General features: G+C 74.1%; 14 protein-coding genes. 6 read left to right on the top strand and 8 right to left on the bottom strand.

The window, feature by feature from the left end; genetic code table 11:
- The first annotated feature begins 307 nt into the window (after nt 1-307).
- The 4 genes from ACWEQL_RS13255 to ACWEQL_RS13240 all read left to right on the top strand — a co-directional run bounded on the left by ACWEQL_RS13255 (nt 308) and on the right by ACWEQL_RS13240 (nt 3,962).
- The gene (locus ACWEQL_RS13255; protein WP_452150331.1) at nt 308-1,180 is read left to right on the top strand and encodes an SIS domain-containing protein; all 873 of its coding nucleotides are present in this window, start codon (nt 308-310) and stop codon (nt 1,178-1,180) included.
- 43 nt (nt 1,181-1,223) lie between these two features.
- A complete protein-coding gene (locus ACWEQL_RS13250) occupies nt 1,224-2,132 on the top strand; it encodes an ROK family protein (protein ID WP_452150330.1) in 909 nt (302 codons plus the stop codon).
- A complete protein-coding gene (locus ACWEQL_RS13245) occupies nt 2,129-3,043 on the top strand; it encodes a 1-phosphofructokinase family hexose kinase (RefSeq protein ID WP_452150329.1) in 915 nt (304 codons plus the stop codon). Before ACWEQL_RS13250 ends, ACWEQL_RS13245 begins: the two co-directional genes overlap by 4 nt.
- A 61-nt stretch (nt 3,044-3,104) precedes the next feature.
- Nucleotides 3,105-3,962, top strand: coding sequence for a class II fructose-bisphosphate aldolase (locus ACWEQL_RS13240; RefSeq protein WP_452150328.1), 858 nt, complete (start codon nt 3,105-3,107; stop codon nt 3,960-3,962).
- On the opposite strand, the gene ACWEQL_RS13235 is transcribed toward ACWEQL_RS13240, so the two are convergent.
- The gene (locus ACWEQL_RS13235) at nt 3,938-4,342 is read right to left on the bottom strand and encodes a winged helix-turn-helix transcriptional regulator (RefSeq protein WP_452150327.1); all 405 of its coding nucleotides are present in this window, start codon (nt 4,340-4,342) and stop codon (nt 3,938-3,940) included. The two genes, ACWEQL_RS13240 and ACWEQL_RS13235, sit on opposite strands and share 25 nt — an antisense overlap.
- Before the next feature lie 136 nt (nt 4,343-4,478).
- Between ACWEQL_RS13235 and ACWEQL_RS13230 the strand changes: the two genes are divergently transcribed.
- Both ACWEQL_RS13230 and ACWEQL_RS13225 read left to right on the top strand, forming a co-directional pair.
- Nucleotides 4,479-5,420, top strand: coding sequence for an NADP-dependent oxidoreductase (locus ACWEQL_RS13230; protein WP_452150326.1), 942 nt, complete (start codon nt 4,479-4,481; stop codon nt 5,418-5,420).
- A 171-nt stretch (nt 5,421-5,591) separates the two neighbouring features.
- Nucleotides 5,592-8,411, top strand: a complete 2,820-nt coding sequence (locus ACWEQL_RS13225; RefSeq protein ID WP_452150325.1) for a TIM-barrel domain-containing protein — start codon at nt 5,592-5,594, stop codon at nt 8,409-8,411.
- A 67-nt stretch (nt 8,412-8,478) separates the two neighbouring features.
- Here ACWEQL_RS13225 and ACWEQL_RS13220 read toward each other — a convergent pair whose 3' ends face one another.
- From ACWEQL_RS13220 to ACWEQL_RS13190, 7 genes are all read right to left on the bottom strand, one after another.
- Nucleotides 8,479-8,832, bottom strand: a complete 354-nt coding sequence (locus ACWEQL_RS13220) for a hypothetical protein (RefSeq protein WP_452150324.1) — start codon at nt 8,830-8,832, stop codon at nt 8,479-8,481.
- A gap of 211 nt (nt 8,833-9,043) precedes the next feature.
- On the bottom strand, nt 9,044-10,015 hold the full coding sequence (locus ACWEQL_RS13215) for a hypothetical protein (RefSeq protein WP_452150323.1): 972 nt from the start codon (nt 10,013-10,015) through the stop codon (nt 9,044-9,046).
- 55 nt (nt 10,016-10,070) lie between these two features.
- Nucleotides 10,071-10,682, bottom strand: coding sequence for a hypothetical protein (locus ACWEQL_RS13210; RefSeq protein ID WP_452150322.1), 612 nt, complete (start codon nt 10,680-10,682; stop codon nt 10,071-10,073).
- Nucleotides 10,683-11,089: 407 nt separating this feature from the next.
- Complete coding sequence (locus ACWEQL_RS13205) at nt 11,090-12,367, bottom strand: aspartate aminotransferase family protein (RefSeq protein WP_452150321.1); 1,278 nt, start codon at nt 12,365-12,367, stop codon at nt 11,090-11,092.
- 104 nt (nt 12,368-12,471) lie between these two features.
- Nucleotides 12,472-13,791 carry a polyprenyl synthetase family protein gene (locus ACWEQL_RS13200; protein ID WP_452150320.1) on the bottom strand — a complete coding sequence of 440 codons (1,320 nt, stop codon included), beginning with the start codon at nt 13,789-13,791 and terminating at the stop codon, nt 12,472-12,474.
- On the bottom strand, nt 13,788-13,931 hold the full coding sequence (locus ACWEQL_RS13195) for a hypothetical protein (protein ID WP_452150319.1): 144 nt from the start codon (nt 13,929-13,931) through the stop codon (nt 13,788-13,790). Before ACWEQL_RS13195 ends, ACWEQL_RS13200 begins: the two co-directional genes overlap by 4 nt.
- Before the next feature lie 163 nt (nt 13,932-14,094).
- Nucleotides 14,095-14,679, bottom strand: a complete 585-nt coding sequence (locus ACWEQL_RS13190; RefSeq protein ID WP_452150318.1) for a DUF6434 domain-containing protein — start codon at nt 14,677-14,679, stop codon at nt 14,095-14,097.
- Between the last annotated feature and the right edge of the window lie 186 nt (nt 14,680-14,865).

Here is a 14,865-nt window from a genome sequence, read left to right as displayed (position 1 = left end):
TCGCCGACCTGGTGGTCCTCGACTCCGCCACCCACGACCTGGTCGCCGTGATGCGCCACGGCGAGTGGATCACCGGCGCCGACCGCTTCGACGTGCTCCTCGGGGCGGCCTGACCGGGCCCCACGGCCTGCCGCGGCCCGCCGCTCCGTCCATCGGCCGGAGCGGCGGGCCGTCGTCCGTTCCGGGCTCGTCACCGAGGTCCCCGCGGCGATCACGGCTGCCAACTAGTGCTCGATATTGCGCAAAGCTGGCTCACGGGTCTATAAATCAAGCATATTTGAGCAAGCCGCCTGCTTGGAGGACAGCCATGAGCCATGTCGACGTGGAGATCGCCAGCCAGCCCGACTGCTGGCGGCGCGCGCTCGCGCTGACGCCCGAGGGACTGCCGGAGCGCGGCGAACGGGTGGCGGTGATCGGCTGCGGTACCTCGCTGTACATGGCGCAGGCCTACGCCGCCCTCCGCGAGGGCGCCGGACTCGGCGAGACCGAGGCGTTCGCGGCCTCGGAGTTCCCCCACCGGCGCCGCTACGACCGGGTGGTGGCGATCACCCGCTCCGGCACCACCACCGAGGTCGTCGAAGCCCTCGGACGCGTGACGGCGGGCGAGACCGTCGCCCTCACCGCCGACGGCACGACCCCCGTCGCCGGCGCCGCGCGCTCCCTGGTGGTCCTGGACTTCGCCGACGAGCGGTCCGTCGTCCAGACCCGCTTCGCCACCACCGCGCTGGTCCTGCTCCGCGCCCACCTCGGGCTCGCCCCCGAGGACCTGCCGCGGCAGGCCGAACGGGCCCTGACCGAGCCGCTGCCCGAAGGGGCCGCCGCCTCACGGCAGTTCACCTTCCTCGGCGCCGGCTGGACCTGCGGTATCGCCCACGAGGCGGCCCTCAAGGTGCGCGAGGCCTCCTCCTCGTGGACCGAGTCCTATCCCGCGATGGAGTACCGCCACGGGCCGGTCAGCGTCACCGACCCGACCAGCACCGTCTGGTTCTTCGGCCCGCCGCCCCCCGGCCTGGAGGCCGAGGTCCGGGCCCTCGGCGCCACCGTCTCGGTCTCCCCGCTGGACCCGCTCGCCGACCTCGTACGGGCGCAGCGGCTCGCCGTCGAGGTCGCCGCCGCCCGCGGCCTCGACCCCGACCGGCCGCGCAACCTGACGCGCTCGATCATCCTGGACCGGCCGTGACCGCCCCGCGCCGCCGCGGGCCCCGAGGTGAAGGGGCCGGCCCGTGACCGTCATCGCGCTGGACGTCGGCGGCACCCGCGTCAAGGGCGGCCTGGTCGAGGACGGGCGGCTGCTGGAGGCCCGGCAGTGGCGGACCCGCGCCGAACGCGGCCCGGACGCCGTGCTCGACACCATCCTGGCCTGCGCCGACGATCTCCGCTCCGCCGCCGACGGTCGCGGGCTCCCGGTGACCGCGGCCGGCGTGGTGGTGCCCGGCCTGGTCGACGAGGAGGCCGGCGTCTGCGCCCTCGCGGTCAACCTGGGCTGGCGCGACGTGCCGGTCCGCCGGTGGGTGGCCGAACACCTCGACCTGCCCGTCGCGTTCGGTCACGACGTCCGGGCCGGCGGCCTGGCCGAGAGCCGGCTCGGCGCCGGCCGCGGCTGCCGCGACCTGGCCTTCGTCCCGGTCGGCACCGGCATCGCCGCCGCCCTGGTCATCGGCGGCCGGCCCCACACCGGAGCGCGCGGCTTCGCCGGGGAACTCGGCCACCAGGTGGTCCGGCCCGGCGGAGACCCCTGCGGCTGCGGAAACCGGGGCTGTCTGGAGACCCTCGCCTCGGCCTCCGCCGTGACCCGCCGCTACGCCGAGGCCACCGGCGCCGAGGGCGTCACCGCCGAGCAGGTCTCGGCCCGGGCCGCGGCCGGCGAACGGCCCGCCCTGCGGATCTGGACCGAGGCGGTGGAGGCACTGGCCGACGGGCTCACCACGCTCACCACCCTGCTCGACCTCGAACGCCTGGTCATCGGAGGCGGCCTGGCCAGGGCGGGCGAGACCCTCCTGGAACCCCTGCGCAAGGGCCTCGCCGAACGGCTAACCTTCCGACCCGCTCCCGAGCTGGTCGCCGCCGAACTCGGCCCGTACGCGGGCTGCCTGGGCGCCGGCCTGCTCGCCGAGGAGGGGGGCGCCCGGTGATCCTCACCGTCACCCTCAACACGGCCCTTGACCTCACCTACCGCCTGGACGAGGTCGTCCGGCACGGCAGCAACCGGGTCGCCGTCACCCAGCAGGCCGGCGGCAAGGGCCTCAACGTCGCCCGGGTGCTCACCGCGCTCGGCCGTCCGGCCGTCGTGACCGGACTGGCCGGCGGCGACACCGGCCGGGCGGTGCGCGCCGACCTGGCGGCCGCCGGGATCACCGAGGAGCTGGTCCCGGTCGCCGGGGAGAGCCGGCGTACGGTGGCCGTCGTCGAGGGCCGCCACGGCGACACCACCGTCTACCTCGAACCCGGCCCCGCCGTCACCGCGCGGGAGTGGCGGGCCTTCACCACCCGCTACGAACTCCTGCTGCGTGACGCCGAGGCGGTGGTGCTCTCGGGCAGCCTGCCGCCCACGCTGCCGGTCGACACCTACCACCACCTGATCGGCACGGCGCACCGGCAGGGCGTCCCCGCCGTGCTCGACGCGGACGGCCCCGCGCTGTCCGCCGCGCTCGCCGCCCGTCCCGCCCTGGTCAAGCCGAACGCGGCGGAGCTCGCCACCGCCACCGGCACCGGTGACCCCCTCCACGGCGCCGAGGCGCTGCGGGCCGCCGGCGCGCGGGCGGTGGTGGCCTCGCTCGGTCCGGACGGACTGCTCGCCTGCACGCCCGAGGGCCGCTGGCGGGCCCGGCTGCCCGAGCGGCTGTCCGGCAACCCCACCGGCGCGGGTGACTCGGCCGTCGCGGCCCTCACCGCGGGGCTGGTCGCCGGCGCGCCGTGGCCCGAACGGCTGCGGCACGCGGCCGCGTTGTCCGCCGCCACCGTGCTCGCACCGCGGGCCGGCCACTTCGACCCGGCCGCCCACGCCCGCCTGCTCGGCCTCGTCGAGGTCGAGGACGTCCGGTAAGCCCTGGGGCCCGGCGCCCCGGTATCAGCACCCACCCTCAGCGAGAAAGGCCTCCACCACCATGCCCCTCACCCCGACCGGTGAGATCCTCGCCCACGCGGTCCGCCACGGCCACGGCGTCGGCGCGTTCAACGTCATCCAGCTGGAGCACGCCGAGGCGATCGTGGCCGGCGCCGAGGCCGCCGGCACCGCGGTCGTCCTGCAGATCAGCGAGAACGCCGTGCGCTACCACGGCGGCCTGGGCCCGGTCGGCGCGGCCACCGTGGCCGTCGCCCGGGCCGCCGCCGTGCCGGTGGCCGTCCACCTCGACCACGCCACCCGCGTCGACCTGGTCGAGGAGGCCGTCCGGCTCGGCTTCGGCTCGGTGATGTTCGACGCCTCGGCGCTGCCGTACGAGGAGAACGTCCGCGCCACGGCCGAGGTCGGCGCCCGGTGCCACGCGGCGGGCGTCGCGGTGGAGGCCGAGTTGGGCGAGGTCGGCGGCAAGGACGGCGTCCACGCGCCCGGCGCCCGCACCGATCCGACGGAGGCGGCCGCGTTCGTCCGGGCGACCTCGGTGGACGCCCTCGCGGTGGCGGTCGGCACCTCGCACGCCATGCTGACCCGGGATGCCCGGCCCGATCTGGCGCTGATCGCCGCGCTGCGCTCGAAGGTCCCGGTGCCGCTCGTCCTGCACGGCTCCTCGGGCGTGGACGACGGCCACCTCGCCGCCGCCGTCGCCCACGGGATGACGAAGATCAATATCGCCACGCACCTCAACAAGGCCTTCACCGGCGCCGTCCGTGCGACCCTCGGGGCCGACCCGGTGCTCGTCGACACCCGCGTCTACCTCGGCGCCGGCCGGGCCGCCGTCACCGCCGAAGTGTCCCGGCTGCTGCGGATACTGACGACTGCTCAGGTGGTGGATCGGGTGTCGTAGGCGTCCCGGGCGGCGAGGACGTCGGGCATGTGCTCCTCGGCCCATGACTTGATCGAGCGCATCAGCGGCAGGAGTCCCTCGCCGAGTGGGGTGAGCGCGTAGTCGACCCGGGCGGGCACGGCCGGGGTGACGGTCCGGGTGAGCAGGCCGTCGCGTTCCAGGGCGCGCAGGGTCTGGGTGAGCATCTTCTCGCTGACCCCGGCGAGCCGGCGGCGCAGGTCGCTGTAGCGCTGCGGCCCGTCGGCGAGGGCGTTGACGATCAGGCTCACCCACTTGTCCGCGATCCGGTCCAGCAGCTGCCGGGCCGGGCACTCGGCGAGGTAGGCGTCGAACCGCGCGCGTTCGGCGGCGCGGCGCTGGGCCGCGGTCATGGTGGCCATCGGGCTCTCCTCGGCGTGCGGTACGCACTTCGGAGTGCGTACTTCCTGCTGGAGAGTAACTCTCCCTAGCGTGAGGGCTGTTCACGGGGCCGGTCCGCCGATGGCCGCCCCCGCCCCCAGCCGAAGGAGTGCCCTCATGCGTGCCGTCGTCGTCCGCCGATTCGCCGGTCCCGACGCCCTGGAGGTGGTCGACGTCCCCGTGCCGGAGGCCGGGCCGGGTCAGGTGCGGATCCGGGTGGAGGCCGCCGGGGTCAACCCGGTCGACCTGGTGACCCGGGCCGGTGTCCTGGCCGGGGCGGGGCTGATGCCGCCGCGCGAGGTGGTCGGGATCGGCTGGGACGTGGCCGGGGTGGTCGACCGGGTCGGCCCGGGCGTGAGCGGCTTCGCCCCGGGGGAGCGCGTGGTGGGCCTGCGCGACCTCCTGGACGTACCGCTGGGCGCCTACGCCGAGTACCTGGTCCTGGACGCCACGGCGCTCGCCCCCGCGCCCGAGGGGGTGTCGTCCACGGAGGCGGCGACCCTGCCGCTGAACGGCCTCACCGCCCTGCAGGCGCTGGACCTGCTGGACCTCCCGCCCGGCGCGACCCTCCTGGTCACCGGCGCGGCCGGAGGGGTGGGCGGCTTCGCCGTGGAACTGGCCGCGCTGCGCGGGCTGCGGGTCGTGGCGACGGCGGGCGCGGCGGACGAGCCGGCGGTACGGGCGCTGGGCGCCGAGTGGTTCGTCCCCCGGGACGCCGGCGCCGACGACCTCGCGGCGGCGGTACGGGCGCTGGTGCCCGGCGGGGTGGACGGCGCGCTGGACGCGGCGGTGCTGGGGGTGGCGGCCCTCGGAGCCGTGCGCACCCGGGGCGCGTTCGTCGCCGTGACGGGCGGCGCGCCGGCGGGCCTGCGCGGCATCCGGGTGTCGACCGTGTGGATCGCCGCCGACGGAGCGGCGCTCGCCGGACTGTCCGCGCTGGCCGCCGAGGGCCGCCTCACCCTGCGGGTGGCCGGGACCCTCCCGCTGGAGCGGGCCGCGGAGGCGCACCGCCGCCTGGAGAAGGGTGGCCTGCGGGGGCGGCTGGTCCTGCTGCCGTGAGCCGCCGCTGTTCACAGGTTTGCATTTCATGCTCGATATTGCTCAAAGCAGCGTCAGTTCAAGCACTTGACGACATGTCATAGACCTTGCTGTCATGGCGGGGCACGGTCTCACCCGCCCGCCACCCGCTGCGGCGCGGGCCTCCCCCCATTCCCTCCCCAGGAGGACAGCGTGAGCGCTGCCGTCGCTCCCCCCACCCCCCGACCAAGGGCCGCCGGCCCCCGCCGTACGGCCGCGGCCCTGGTCCTGACCCTGCTCGGCGCCCTGCTGAGCGCCCTCGGCCCCGCCCTGCCCGCCCACGCCGCGACCGCCGGCAACGCCACCTCCGTCAGCCGCGCCGGCGACACCTTCACCGTCCGGACGTCGAGCGCCGCCGCCGCCCGGATCGTCGTCGCCCGCGCCGACGTCTTCCGGATCTGGCTCTCCCCGGACGGCTCCTTCACCGACGACCCCGCCGGCACCGACCTGGCCGTCACCACCTCCTTCGGCACCGTCGGCGCCACCCTCACCGACGCCGGAACGCACTGGCGGATCGCCACCCCCGCCATCAGCCTGCGGATCAACAAGAAGCCGCTGACCTTCGCGCTCTACCGGGCCGACGACACCACCCTGGTCTGGGCCGAGTCCAAGCCCACCAGCTGGAGCGGCCGCCAGACCACCCAGTACCTCGGCCGCGCCGCGGACGAGCAGTTCTACGGCACCGGCCTGCACCTGGGCGAGTGGGCCCTGCGCGACAGGACCGTACCCGTCGCGGTCGGCAACAAGTGGACCGAGGGCACCAACGCCAGCCCGGCGCCGTTCTACATGTCCACCAACGGCTACGGCGTCATGCGCAACACCTGGGCCCCCGGCTCGTACGACTTCCGGGCCCCGACCGCGCTCACCCACGACGAGAACCGCTTCGACGCCTGGTACTTCGCCGGGAACTCGCTCAAGGACGTGCTCGACGGCTACACCGACGTCACCGGCAAGCCCTTCCTCGCGCCGATCTGGGGCCTGGAGCTGGGCAACGCCGACTGCTTCAACGCCTCCAACCCCGACTACCAGGGCGACCACAACCGGGCCCGCCACCGCACCACCCCCGACGTGGTCGGCTACGCCACCGACGCCCGGGCCGCGAACATGCCCTCCGGCTGGTTCCTGCCCAACGACGGCTACGGCTGCGGCTACACCGACCTGCCGGCCACCGTCGCCGCGCTGAAGGCCAAGGGCTTCCGGACCGGCCTGTGGACCTCCACCGGCCTCGCCGACATCGACCACGAGGTCGGGACGGCCGGCTCACGCGCCGTGAAGACCGACGTCGCCTGGATCGGCGGCGGCTACAAGTACGCCTTCGACGGCGTGAAGCAGGCCGTCGCGGGCATCGAGGACAACTCCGACGCCCGCCGGTTCGTCTGGACCGTCGACGGCTGGGCCGGCACCCAGCGCAACGCCGTCGTCTGGACCGGCGACACCAGCGGCACCTGGGACGCCATGCGCTGGCACGTCCCCTCGATCGCCGGCGCGGGCCTGTCCGCCCTCAACTACGCCTCCGGCGACATCGACGGGATCTACGGCGGAAGCCCCAAGACCTATGTGCGCGACCTGCAGTGGAAGGCGTTCACCCCGGCCTTCATGACGATGTCCGGCTGGGGCGCGACCAACCCCTCCGCCGGGTACCAGGACAAGCAGCCGTGGCGCTACGCCGAGCCGTACCTGTCGATCAACCGCAAGTACCTCCAGCTGAAGATGCGGCTGATGCCGTACCTGTACACCATGAGCAAGGTCGCCAACGAGACCGGCGTGCCCTCCACCCGCGCCTTGGTGCTGGAGTACCCGGACGACCCGGTGGCCCGTGACAACCGGACCAGCGGCCAGTTCATGGCCGGCGACTCCTTCCTGGTCGCGCCGGTCGTCAGCGACACCGACGTCCGCAACGGGATCTACCTGCCCGCCGGCAACTGGACCGACTACTGGAGCGGCAAGGTCTACCAGGGCCCCGGCTGGTTCAACGGCTACGCCGCCCCGCTCGACACCCTGCCGCTGTTCGTCCGCTCCGGCGCGATCGTGCCGATGTGGCCGCAGATGAACCACACCGGTGAGAAGAGCGTCTCCACCCTGACGTACGACGTGTACCCGCGCGGGGACTCCACGTTCAGCCTCTACGAGGACGACGGGGTGACCCGTGCGTACCAGAACGGCGCCTACGCCCGCCAGCGCGTCGACGTCCGCGCGCCCGCCGTCGGCCGGGGCGACGCCATCATCACCGTCGGTGCGGCGGACGGGAGTTACACCGGTAAGAGCGCCTCGCGCGGCTACGAGTTCACCGTGCACAGCGCGAGCGTGCCCGCCTCGGTGACGGTCGGCTCCACCGTGCTCCCCGCCCTGGCGGGCAGGGCCGCGTACGACGCCGCGGCCAGCGGCTGGTACTTCGACCCGGCCGATCGCTCCGGAGTGCTGTGGATCAAGGCCGGGAGCCGGTCCGAGGCGTTCACCGTGACCGCCGCCGGGATCACCGTCCCGTCCGGCACCCCGGTCACCACGGGGTCCGCGCCGATCCCGCGGACCGACTGGAAGGTGGTCAGCGCCGACAGCCAGGAGACCGCCGGCGAGAACGGCGCCGCCGCCAACGCGATCGACGCCAACCCCGCGACCATCTGGCACACCAAGTGGTCCGGCGGCTCCGCCCCGCTGCCGCACGAGATCCGGATCGACCTCGGCGCCCGCCACTCGGTCGACGGCCTCGGCTACCTGCCGCGGCAGGACGGCGGCGTCAACGGCCGGATCGGCCGGTACGAGGTCTACGTCTCCGATGTCACCACCGCCTGGGGCACCCCGGTGGCCACCGGCTCCTTCGCGGACACGGCCGCCGCGCAACAGGTGTCCTTCACCGCCACGCCCGGCCGCTACCTCAGGCTGCGCGTCCTGAGCGAGGCCGGTGACCGCGGCCCGTGGACCAGCGCCGCCGAGATCACGGCCACGGGCACCAGGCTGGCCCCGCCGGGCGGCTGACCGCCCCGCCGCGAGGGCCCCGGTCTCGGCAGGTGTGCCGGGCACCGGGGCTCCTCCGGCCGCGGGCTCAGGCGCGGTTGACCCGTACCCCGCCGAGCAAGCCCCAGGCGTCCACCCGGACGGTGGGGCCGCCCGGCTCGGTGGGACCGTCGTCGCTGACACCGCCGAGGCGGATGCCGCCGACCACCACCCGGACGTTGGCCCGCACGGTCAGGGAGACGCCCCCGATCAGGCTCAGCTTGGTGATCTTCAGCTCGGAGCCGTCGGGGAGGTCGATGTCGCTCAGGTCGATGTCGGCGCCACCGATCAGCGAGGCCGTCACCGTCCGCTCGTGGATGGCCGCACCGGTCACCCGGTGTCCGCCGAAGACGCTCACCCGGACGTCGGTCTTGTCCTCGCCCGGTTCAGATTTCTTGATCATGGTCATACGATAGGGCAATCCGAGGATCCGCCAGACGGGGTGTCAGTAGATCCGCGAACCGCCGCGGTACGCCCACCCGGCCCCGTCAGCCGCGCGGGGCGAACGGATTCAGGACGGCCGCCAGCAGCCGGCCGGCCCGCGGCGTTCCCATCCCGCATCAGGGGCGCTTCCCGCTCCGACGTGGAGTCAGGACCCGGGCTCCGACGCGCGGTCAGGACTCCTGGTCCGGCGGGCGGTAGGTCGAGAGCATGGTGATGAACCGCTCGGAGCCGCTGATGACGCCCGGGCGGCCGCTACCGGGCGGGGCCGGCTCCACGCCGACGGACTCGATCTCGCCCTCGTGCACCCAGAGGACCCTGGAGCTCATCCGCTGCGGGCCCGGCGCCCTCTCCCAGTTGTCCAGGACCACCGACGAGTACCCGATCAGCTGATGATGGAGCTCGGGACCCTCCACGGCCTGGAGCATGAGGAACCCCTCGTGGGGGAGCATCGCCAGAATGCCCAACGGGGCCGGTCGGCGCAGCAGTTCGGCCGCCCGCAGCACATGGCTGCAGGTGAAGCCGTCCACGCCCTCCACCGACACCATCGGATTCGGCTTGCCGTTGTCGTCGAGCGTGACGGGCTCGGCCCGCAGGTTCTCCAGCGCGGTGGCCCACACCACGTCCGCGGACACGCCCCAGGAGCGGAGCTGCTCGTCGGGGACGGGCGCGGACAGATCGCCGTCGAGGCGGAGCACCACCACGGTGGCCAGCTCCTGCGTCAGCGGCCGGGTCAGCTCGCCCTCCCCGTCGACCCGGTCGACCGGCACCACCCGGGCCAGGAGCAGATGGCGTACCTCGTCGAACCCCGCCCGGTACAGGGACTCCCGACGGCCGATCACCTCCAGCTGCCCGTTGAGGTACTCGACCGTGGCGGGCCGCCACCGCGCCCGGGGCAGCGGCGCGACCAGGCGGGCGATCTCCGCGAGGTCCAGCCCGATGCCCGGGCCGTCCGGAGCCCCGAGCCGCAGGTGCTGCCGGTCACCGAAGCGCATCGGCGGCCCCGAGGTGTCACCGTCCAGGAAGACATCGCCCAGGAGCTCCTGGAACGCCTCCCACTCGGCCGGACCGAACCACGAACACCACTGCGGCACAGCGGAGTTGCCGTTAGCGCCGGCCTTCTTCGATCTCCTGAACAGAGCCATGGGCACAGGCTACGGCGCGGCCGGCCGCCGCGGCAGTGGGCACCCGTACGCGGATTCAGGCCGCCCCGGGCGAGGGCGGGCCCGCCCCGGCGATGGTCCGGCGCGACCGGGCCCGGTCCCACGACCACGCACCCGCGCCCACCAGCAGCGCGGCCCCCAACGCGTACACCGGCAGCCACCGCGTCGTCGTCGCGGCCAGACAGTCGTCGACGGCCTGCCGGCTCTGCCGCGCCTGGGTGAACGCGAGCGCGTCACCGTCCTGGGCGGCCAGCTCCCCGAGCGCGGCCCTCGTGCTCAGACTCTCGTACCGACCCGACACCGCGCACGCCTGGCGGGTGCCCGGCATCGGGAACAGCCAGTCCCAGCGCTGCAACGCCGGAGCCAGCGCCAGCGCCACGCACAGACCCACCACCAGGGAGTACGCCGCCAGCGCGCACGCATAGGCCGCGCGCCGCCCGTCCGTCCGCGTCGGCACCACCCCGAAGGACAGGATCACCATCAGGAGCGTCACGCCGAGGTAGGTGGAGAACCACTCCCACGACCCCTCCGCGAACGAGAACGCCAGCACCACCGCCAGCGCCGTCCCCAGAATCCCGGCGTCCCCCGCCACCCGCTGCCCACCCTGCGCCGGCCCACCCCGGACGCCCCGACCCTCGCGCTCACTCACATGCCCACTCCCGCCTGCCTCCGGACCACCAGCCTCCCGCCCCCACCCACCACCACCCCCGGCCACCACACCGGCACACCCCCGACCCCACCCGCCCGGCCCAACCCCGGCGACGTCCCGGGCGCACGCCGGGCCCGCCCGGGCGTACGACAGGGGCACTGCTTCAGCGGGCGGCACGGGATCGTCCTCGGCGGGATGCCCGCACGTCCTACCGCGCCCGGGAGTCGGCGCCGACCGTCTGCGCGTGCGCCGGCGAGCCCCTCGACGAGGCCGCCGCCCGCGAACTCAAGGAGGAGACCGGCCTGGTCGTCGACCCGACCGACCTCCGACTCGTCCACGCCGGGCGGGTCGCTCGTTCGGAGGGTGTCCGGGTCCTCCGCCGCATCCGCCGGCCGTTCAGGGTGAGGTCAGCAGGCGGTGGCGAGCGAGCCGAGGAGGATACCGAGTCCTTCCCCGGCCTCGTCCTCGGTCAGGGTGAGCGGGGGAGCCATCCGTAGGGTGTGGCCGTGGAGGCCGCCCTTGCCGATGAGCAGACCCCGTTGCTTCGCGTGTTCCATCACCCTGGCGGCCAGCGACGGGCTCGGCGCTCCCGTCCCGGGGTCGACCAGGTCGACGGCGAACATCAGGCCCTTGCCCCGGACGTCCCCCACGACCGCAAGCCCCTCCGTGGCGGCCCGCAGGCCGTCGACCAGCAGACGGCCGAGCCGGTGTGCGTTGGACTGGAGGTCGTGGGCGATCAGGTAGTCGAGGGTGGCCCGGGCAGCCGCCGTGGCGATCGGGTTGCCACCGAAGGTGGAGATGCCGTTGGCCGGAAGCGCGTCCATCAGCGTGCCCTCCGCGACGACACCGCCGATCGCGAAGCCGTTTCCCAGGCCCTTCGCGAAGGTCATGACGTGGGGCGTCACGCCGTGGGCCTGGATACCCCAGAAGTGCTCTCCGGTACGGCCCCAGCCCGTCTGCACCTCGTCCGAGACCAGCAGGATCCCGTACCGGTCCAGGATCTCCCGGTATCCCGCGAGGAGTCCGTCGGGCGCGGCGGTGAAGCCCCCGACACCCTGGACGGGCTCCACGATCAGGCAGGCGACGTCGGTGGCGGTGGCCGTGTCGAGGACGTGCTGCAGATCGTCCGCGCAGAAGGCCAGGAACTCCTCGTCCGACAGGTGCGGGAAGCGTGCGCGGTCGGCGCCGTGCAGGTAGTGCACATTGACGGGCGAGAGCGAGGAGTTCTTCCAACTCCGGTTGCCCGTGACGGCCGTGGCCGCGTACGAGCGTCCGTGGTAGCTGTTGCGCAGGGCGAGCACCTGGTCGGACCGGCGGGCGTTGGTGGCGAGCAGCAACGCCGTCTCGTTGGCCTCGGTGCCGGAGTTGGTGAAGAAGACCTTGGCGTTCGCGATGCCCGACAGCTCCGCGATCCTCTCGGCCAACTCCACCTGGGCGCGGATGAGATACAGCGTCGAGGTGTGCGCGACCCCGGTGCGCAACTGCCGCTCGACGGCCTCCCGCACCTCGGGCACGTCGTACCCGAGCATGTTGGTGAGGATGCCGCCGAAGAAGTCGAGATAGCTGCGGCCGTCGGAGTCGGTGACGCGGCGCCCCTTGCCGCTCACGATCTCGATCGGGTCGTCGTAGTAGAGCGACACCCACCTCGGCATGACCGCGCGATGGCGGCCGAGCAGGTTCGACATGCGAGGCTCACTCTCTGCGGCAGCACCGACGTGGCGTCGACCGGGCAGCCCGGATGCACGGACGGCTTTCAGGCAAGCTACCCGACCCCCGGACCATAGGCCGGTCAATCGGAGGGCGACACGGGCCGTGACTCCACGGGCGCGACCTGCGACCGCTTCTCCTCGTGGTTCCGGCTGCCGCGCCCTCCTGTGCTGATCGCCCGACTCGGCCAACCCTCGGGCGAGTTGGCGCGCGAGGTCGCAGCTGCAAGGAGCGGGCGGTCGTGCACGGCGCTGCGGCCTGCGGCGTGGAGGTGGGCGGCGTCCAGGGCGCGCGGGAGCAGGGGTTCGAGCGTCCGCCAGGCCTCGGCGTACAGGCGGTCGGCGTCGCGTTCGCTCGCCGTGACGGCGCCGCATTCCAGGAGCGTGTTCCGGGCCGTGTGGATCGCGGCCTCGGTCGCGTCGCCGTCGCGGATCGTGGCCCACAGCTCCTCGGCGGTGGCGCGGGGGAGGAGCGCGACGGCGTGGGCCAGCGGCAGGGTGACCTTCCCGTTGCGCAGGTCCTCGGCGACCTGCTTGGTGAGGGCGCCGCCCTCGTCCGTGACGCCGCGCAGATCGGCGACGTCGTCGGTGATCTGGTAGACGGTGCCGAGTGCCGTCCCCCAGTGCAGCAGTGCCCGGCCCAGGGCGGCTTCGGCGCCGGCGGCGATCGCGGCGACCTGGCAGCAAGCGCCCACCAGGGCACCGGATTTCAGCCGGTGGGTGGCCAGCACCAGCTCCAGCAGCGGGCCGTTGTCGCGGGTGGCCAGCGCCTGCTCCATCTCGTGGCGGTGGCCCTGGATGTCGAGCGCCTGCCCGGCGTGGGCGGCCCGCAGCGCCGCGAGGATGACCTCGCGCAGCCGGCCCTGCAGCGCCGGGTCTTCGGGGGCACACAGGGTGACGGCCCGGTCGAACGCGAAGTAGGCGCAGGTGCCCGCGTTCAGGGCGCCGGGCAGGCCGTACACCTCGTGCGCGGTCGGCTTCGCGCGGCGCATCGTCGATCCGTCCTGGATGTCGTCGATGACGAGTGAGCCGGTGTGGGCGAGTTCCAGGGCGGCCGCCAGCACACCGAAGCGCTCTCCGTCACCACCGAGCAGGTCGACGATCCGCGTCAGCAGGGTGGGGCGCCACCTCCTGCCGCCCGCGTCCACCAGGTGTCGCACCGGTTCGGCCAGCGCCCGGTGCAGGCGGCGGTCGAGGGCGTGCGCGGCGGCGGCCGACAGGTCGCCGCCGTGTCCGGCGGGCAGCCACACGGCCAGGCCGCCGGGCGTGGGCGGGCAGAGCCGGTTCAGATGCTGCTCGATCCCGTGCTCGCCCCCGTGGTCGGTCCCGTCTTCGGTCTCGGGAGCCTGCGGTCGTGGGACGCCCGGGGCGCCGCTGCTCCGGCCGACCAGAGGGGCGGTCACTCGAAGGCGCCGGCGAGGTCGGACCGCGTGACGCCGGTGCCGGGCCATCGGGCGCAGGGTACGTCGAGTACGGACGAACGGCTCAGCGGGTCCATGTCGTCCGTGAGCGGCCCGGAGCCGTCGGCAAGTGCCATCACCATGCGCTCACCTTAGGGTTGGCGCCGGAGTCGGCCCGCGAACGAAACAGCGGGCGGCACGGGTTCTGCGGCACTGTCATCCGTTTGCCATCACACCTGAGGGTGAAGTACGGGCCCGTGCGACGGGGTCCACCCCCGCCGCGGCCGGTCCCCGGATGCCCCGCCGTCAGGTGTCGCGGGGCGTCCTGGGCAGGGCGCGGTGGGCGTACCAGGCTTCGAGGGCCTGGGCGCGGGTGCCGGCCGGGTGCTCGCGGTGCCAGGCGGTGGTGAAGCGGTTGAACTCGAACTGCTCCGCGATCTCGCGCGGCCGGGCCGCGTCCGGCCGGGTGGCGTGCCAGTGGGCGACCGCGTCGGCGAGGGTCCGGCCGGCGTTCCCGGCGACGTAGTCGCGCATGTGGGCGTCGAAGTGGAAGCCGGGGCCGATCGCTTCGGTGAAGTACCTCCGCAGCACCTGGCTGCACCGCTGGCCGGCCGGGATGACGGTGTCGCCGTCGACGGGGTCGGTCAGCTGCGCGGCGGCCGGGCTCCGGCGGGCCGGGGCGGCGGGCGGCGGCAGGCCGTCCAGCGCGGCGGCGAGCCGGGCGGTGAGCGCCGTCTTGCCGCCGTGCCGCGCGAGGCCCATCGTGCGGGCGAGACCGGTGAGCTCCTCGAGCGTCCAGTACCAGCGCAGCAGCTCGGCACCGGTGAGGCCTGCCGTCAGCGGCGGTCTGACCTCGGCGGCTGTCGTACCGGTGTTCCGGTTCTCGTTCATGGCCGTCATTCTGGTGGTGCGCGAGCCGGGCCGCGTCGTGCGGGTCCGTCCACACTGCCGGACACCGCACGGTGAATGGCTGTGGTCCTGCCGGCGTAATGAGTTCCCCCGTCCGTAGGTGAGCGAACGATTCGGCATTCCGGCCGCCTCTTCTGCCAAGTCATGATCACTGAGCCCGACCGCTCC

The organism is Kitasatospora sp. NPDC004240 (assembly GCF_053603215.1).
The sequence above is the reverse complement of the archived record's forward strand: the minus strand, read 5'-3'. Positions and strand labels throughout refer to the sequence as shown.

What these genes read in the sequence shown, in the direction of transcription:
- ACWEQL_RS13190 (WP_452150318.1), bottom strand. Translation starts at nt 14,679, where the DNA reads ATGAACGAGAACCGGAACACCGGTACGACAGCCGCCGAGGTCAGACCG.
- ACWEQL_RS13255 (WP_452150331.1), top strand. Translation starts at nt 308, where the DNA reads ATGAGCCATGTCGACGTGGAGATCGCCAGCCAGCCCGACTGCTGGCGG.
- ACWEQL_RS13215 (WP_452150323.1), bottom strand. Translation starts at nt 10,015, where the DNA reads ATGGCTCTGTTCAGGAGATCGAAGAAGGCCGGCGCTAACGGCAACTCC.
- ACWEQL_RS13205 (WP_452150321.1), bottom strand. Translation starts at nt 12,367, where the DNA reads ATGTCGAACCTGCTCGGCCGCCATCGCGCGGTCATGCCGAGGTGGGTG.
- ACWEQL_RS13230 (WP_452150326.1), top strand. Translation starts at nt 4,479, where the DNA reads ATGCGTGCCGTCGTCGTCCGCCGATTCGCCGGTCCCGACGCCCTGGAG.
- ACWEQL_RS13235 (WP_452150327.1), bottom strand. Translation starts at nt 4,342, where the DNA reads ATGGCCACCATGACCGCGGCCCAGCGCCGCGCCGCCGAACGCGCGCGG.
- ACWEQL_RS13220 (WP_452150324.1), bottom strand. Translation starts at nt 8,832, where the DNA reads ATGATCAAGAAATCTGAACCGGGCGAGGACAAGACCGACGTCCGGGTG.
- ACWEQL_RS13240 (WP_452150328.1), top strand. Translation starts at nt 3,105, where the DNA reads ATGCCCCTCACCCCGACCGGTGAGATCCTCGCCCACGCGGTCCGCCAC.
- ACWEQL_RS13195 (WP_452150319.1), bottom strand. Translation starts at nt 13,931, where the DNA reads ATGGTGATGGCACTTGCCGACGGCTCCGGGCCGCTCACGGACGACATG.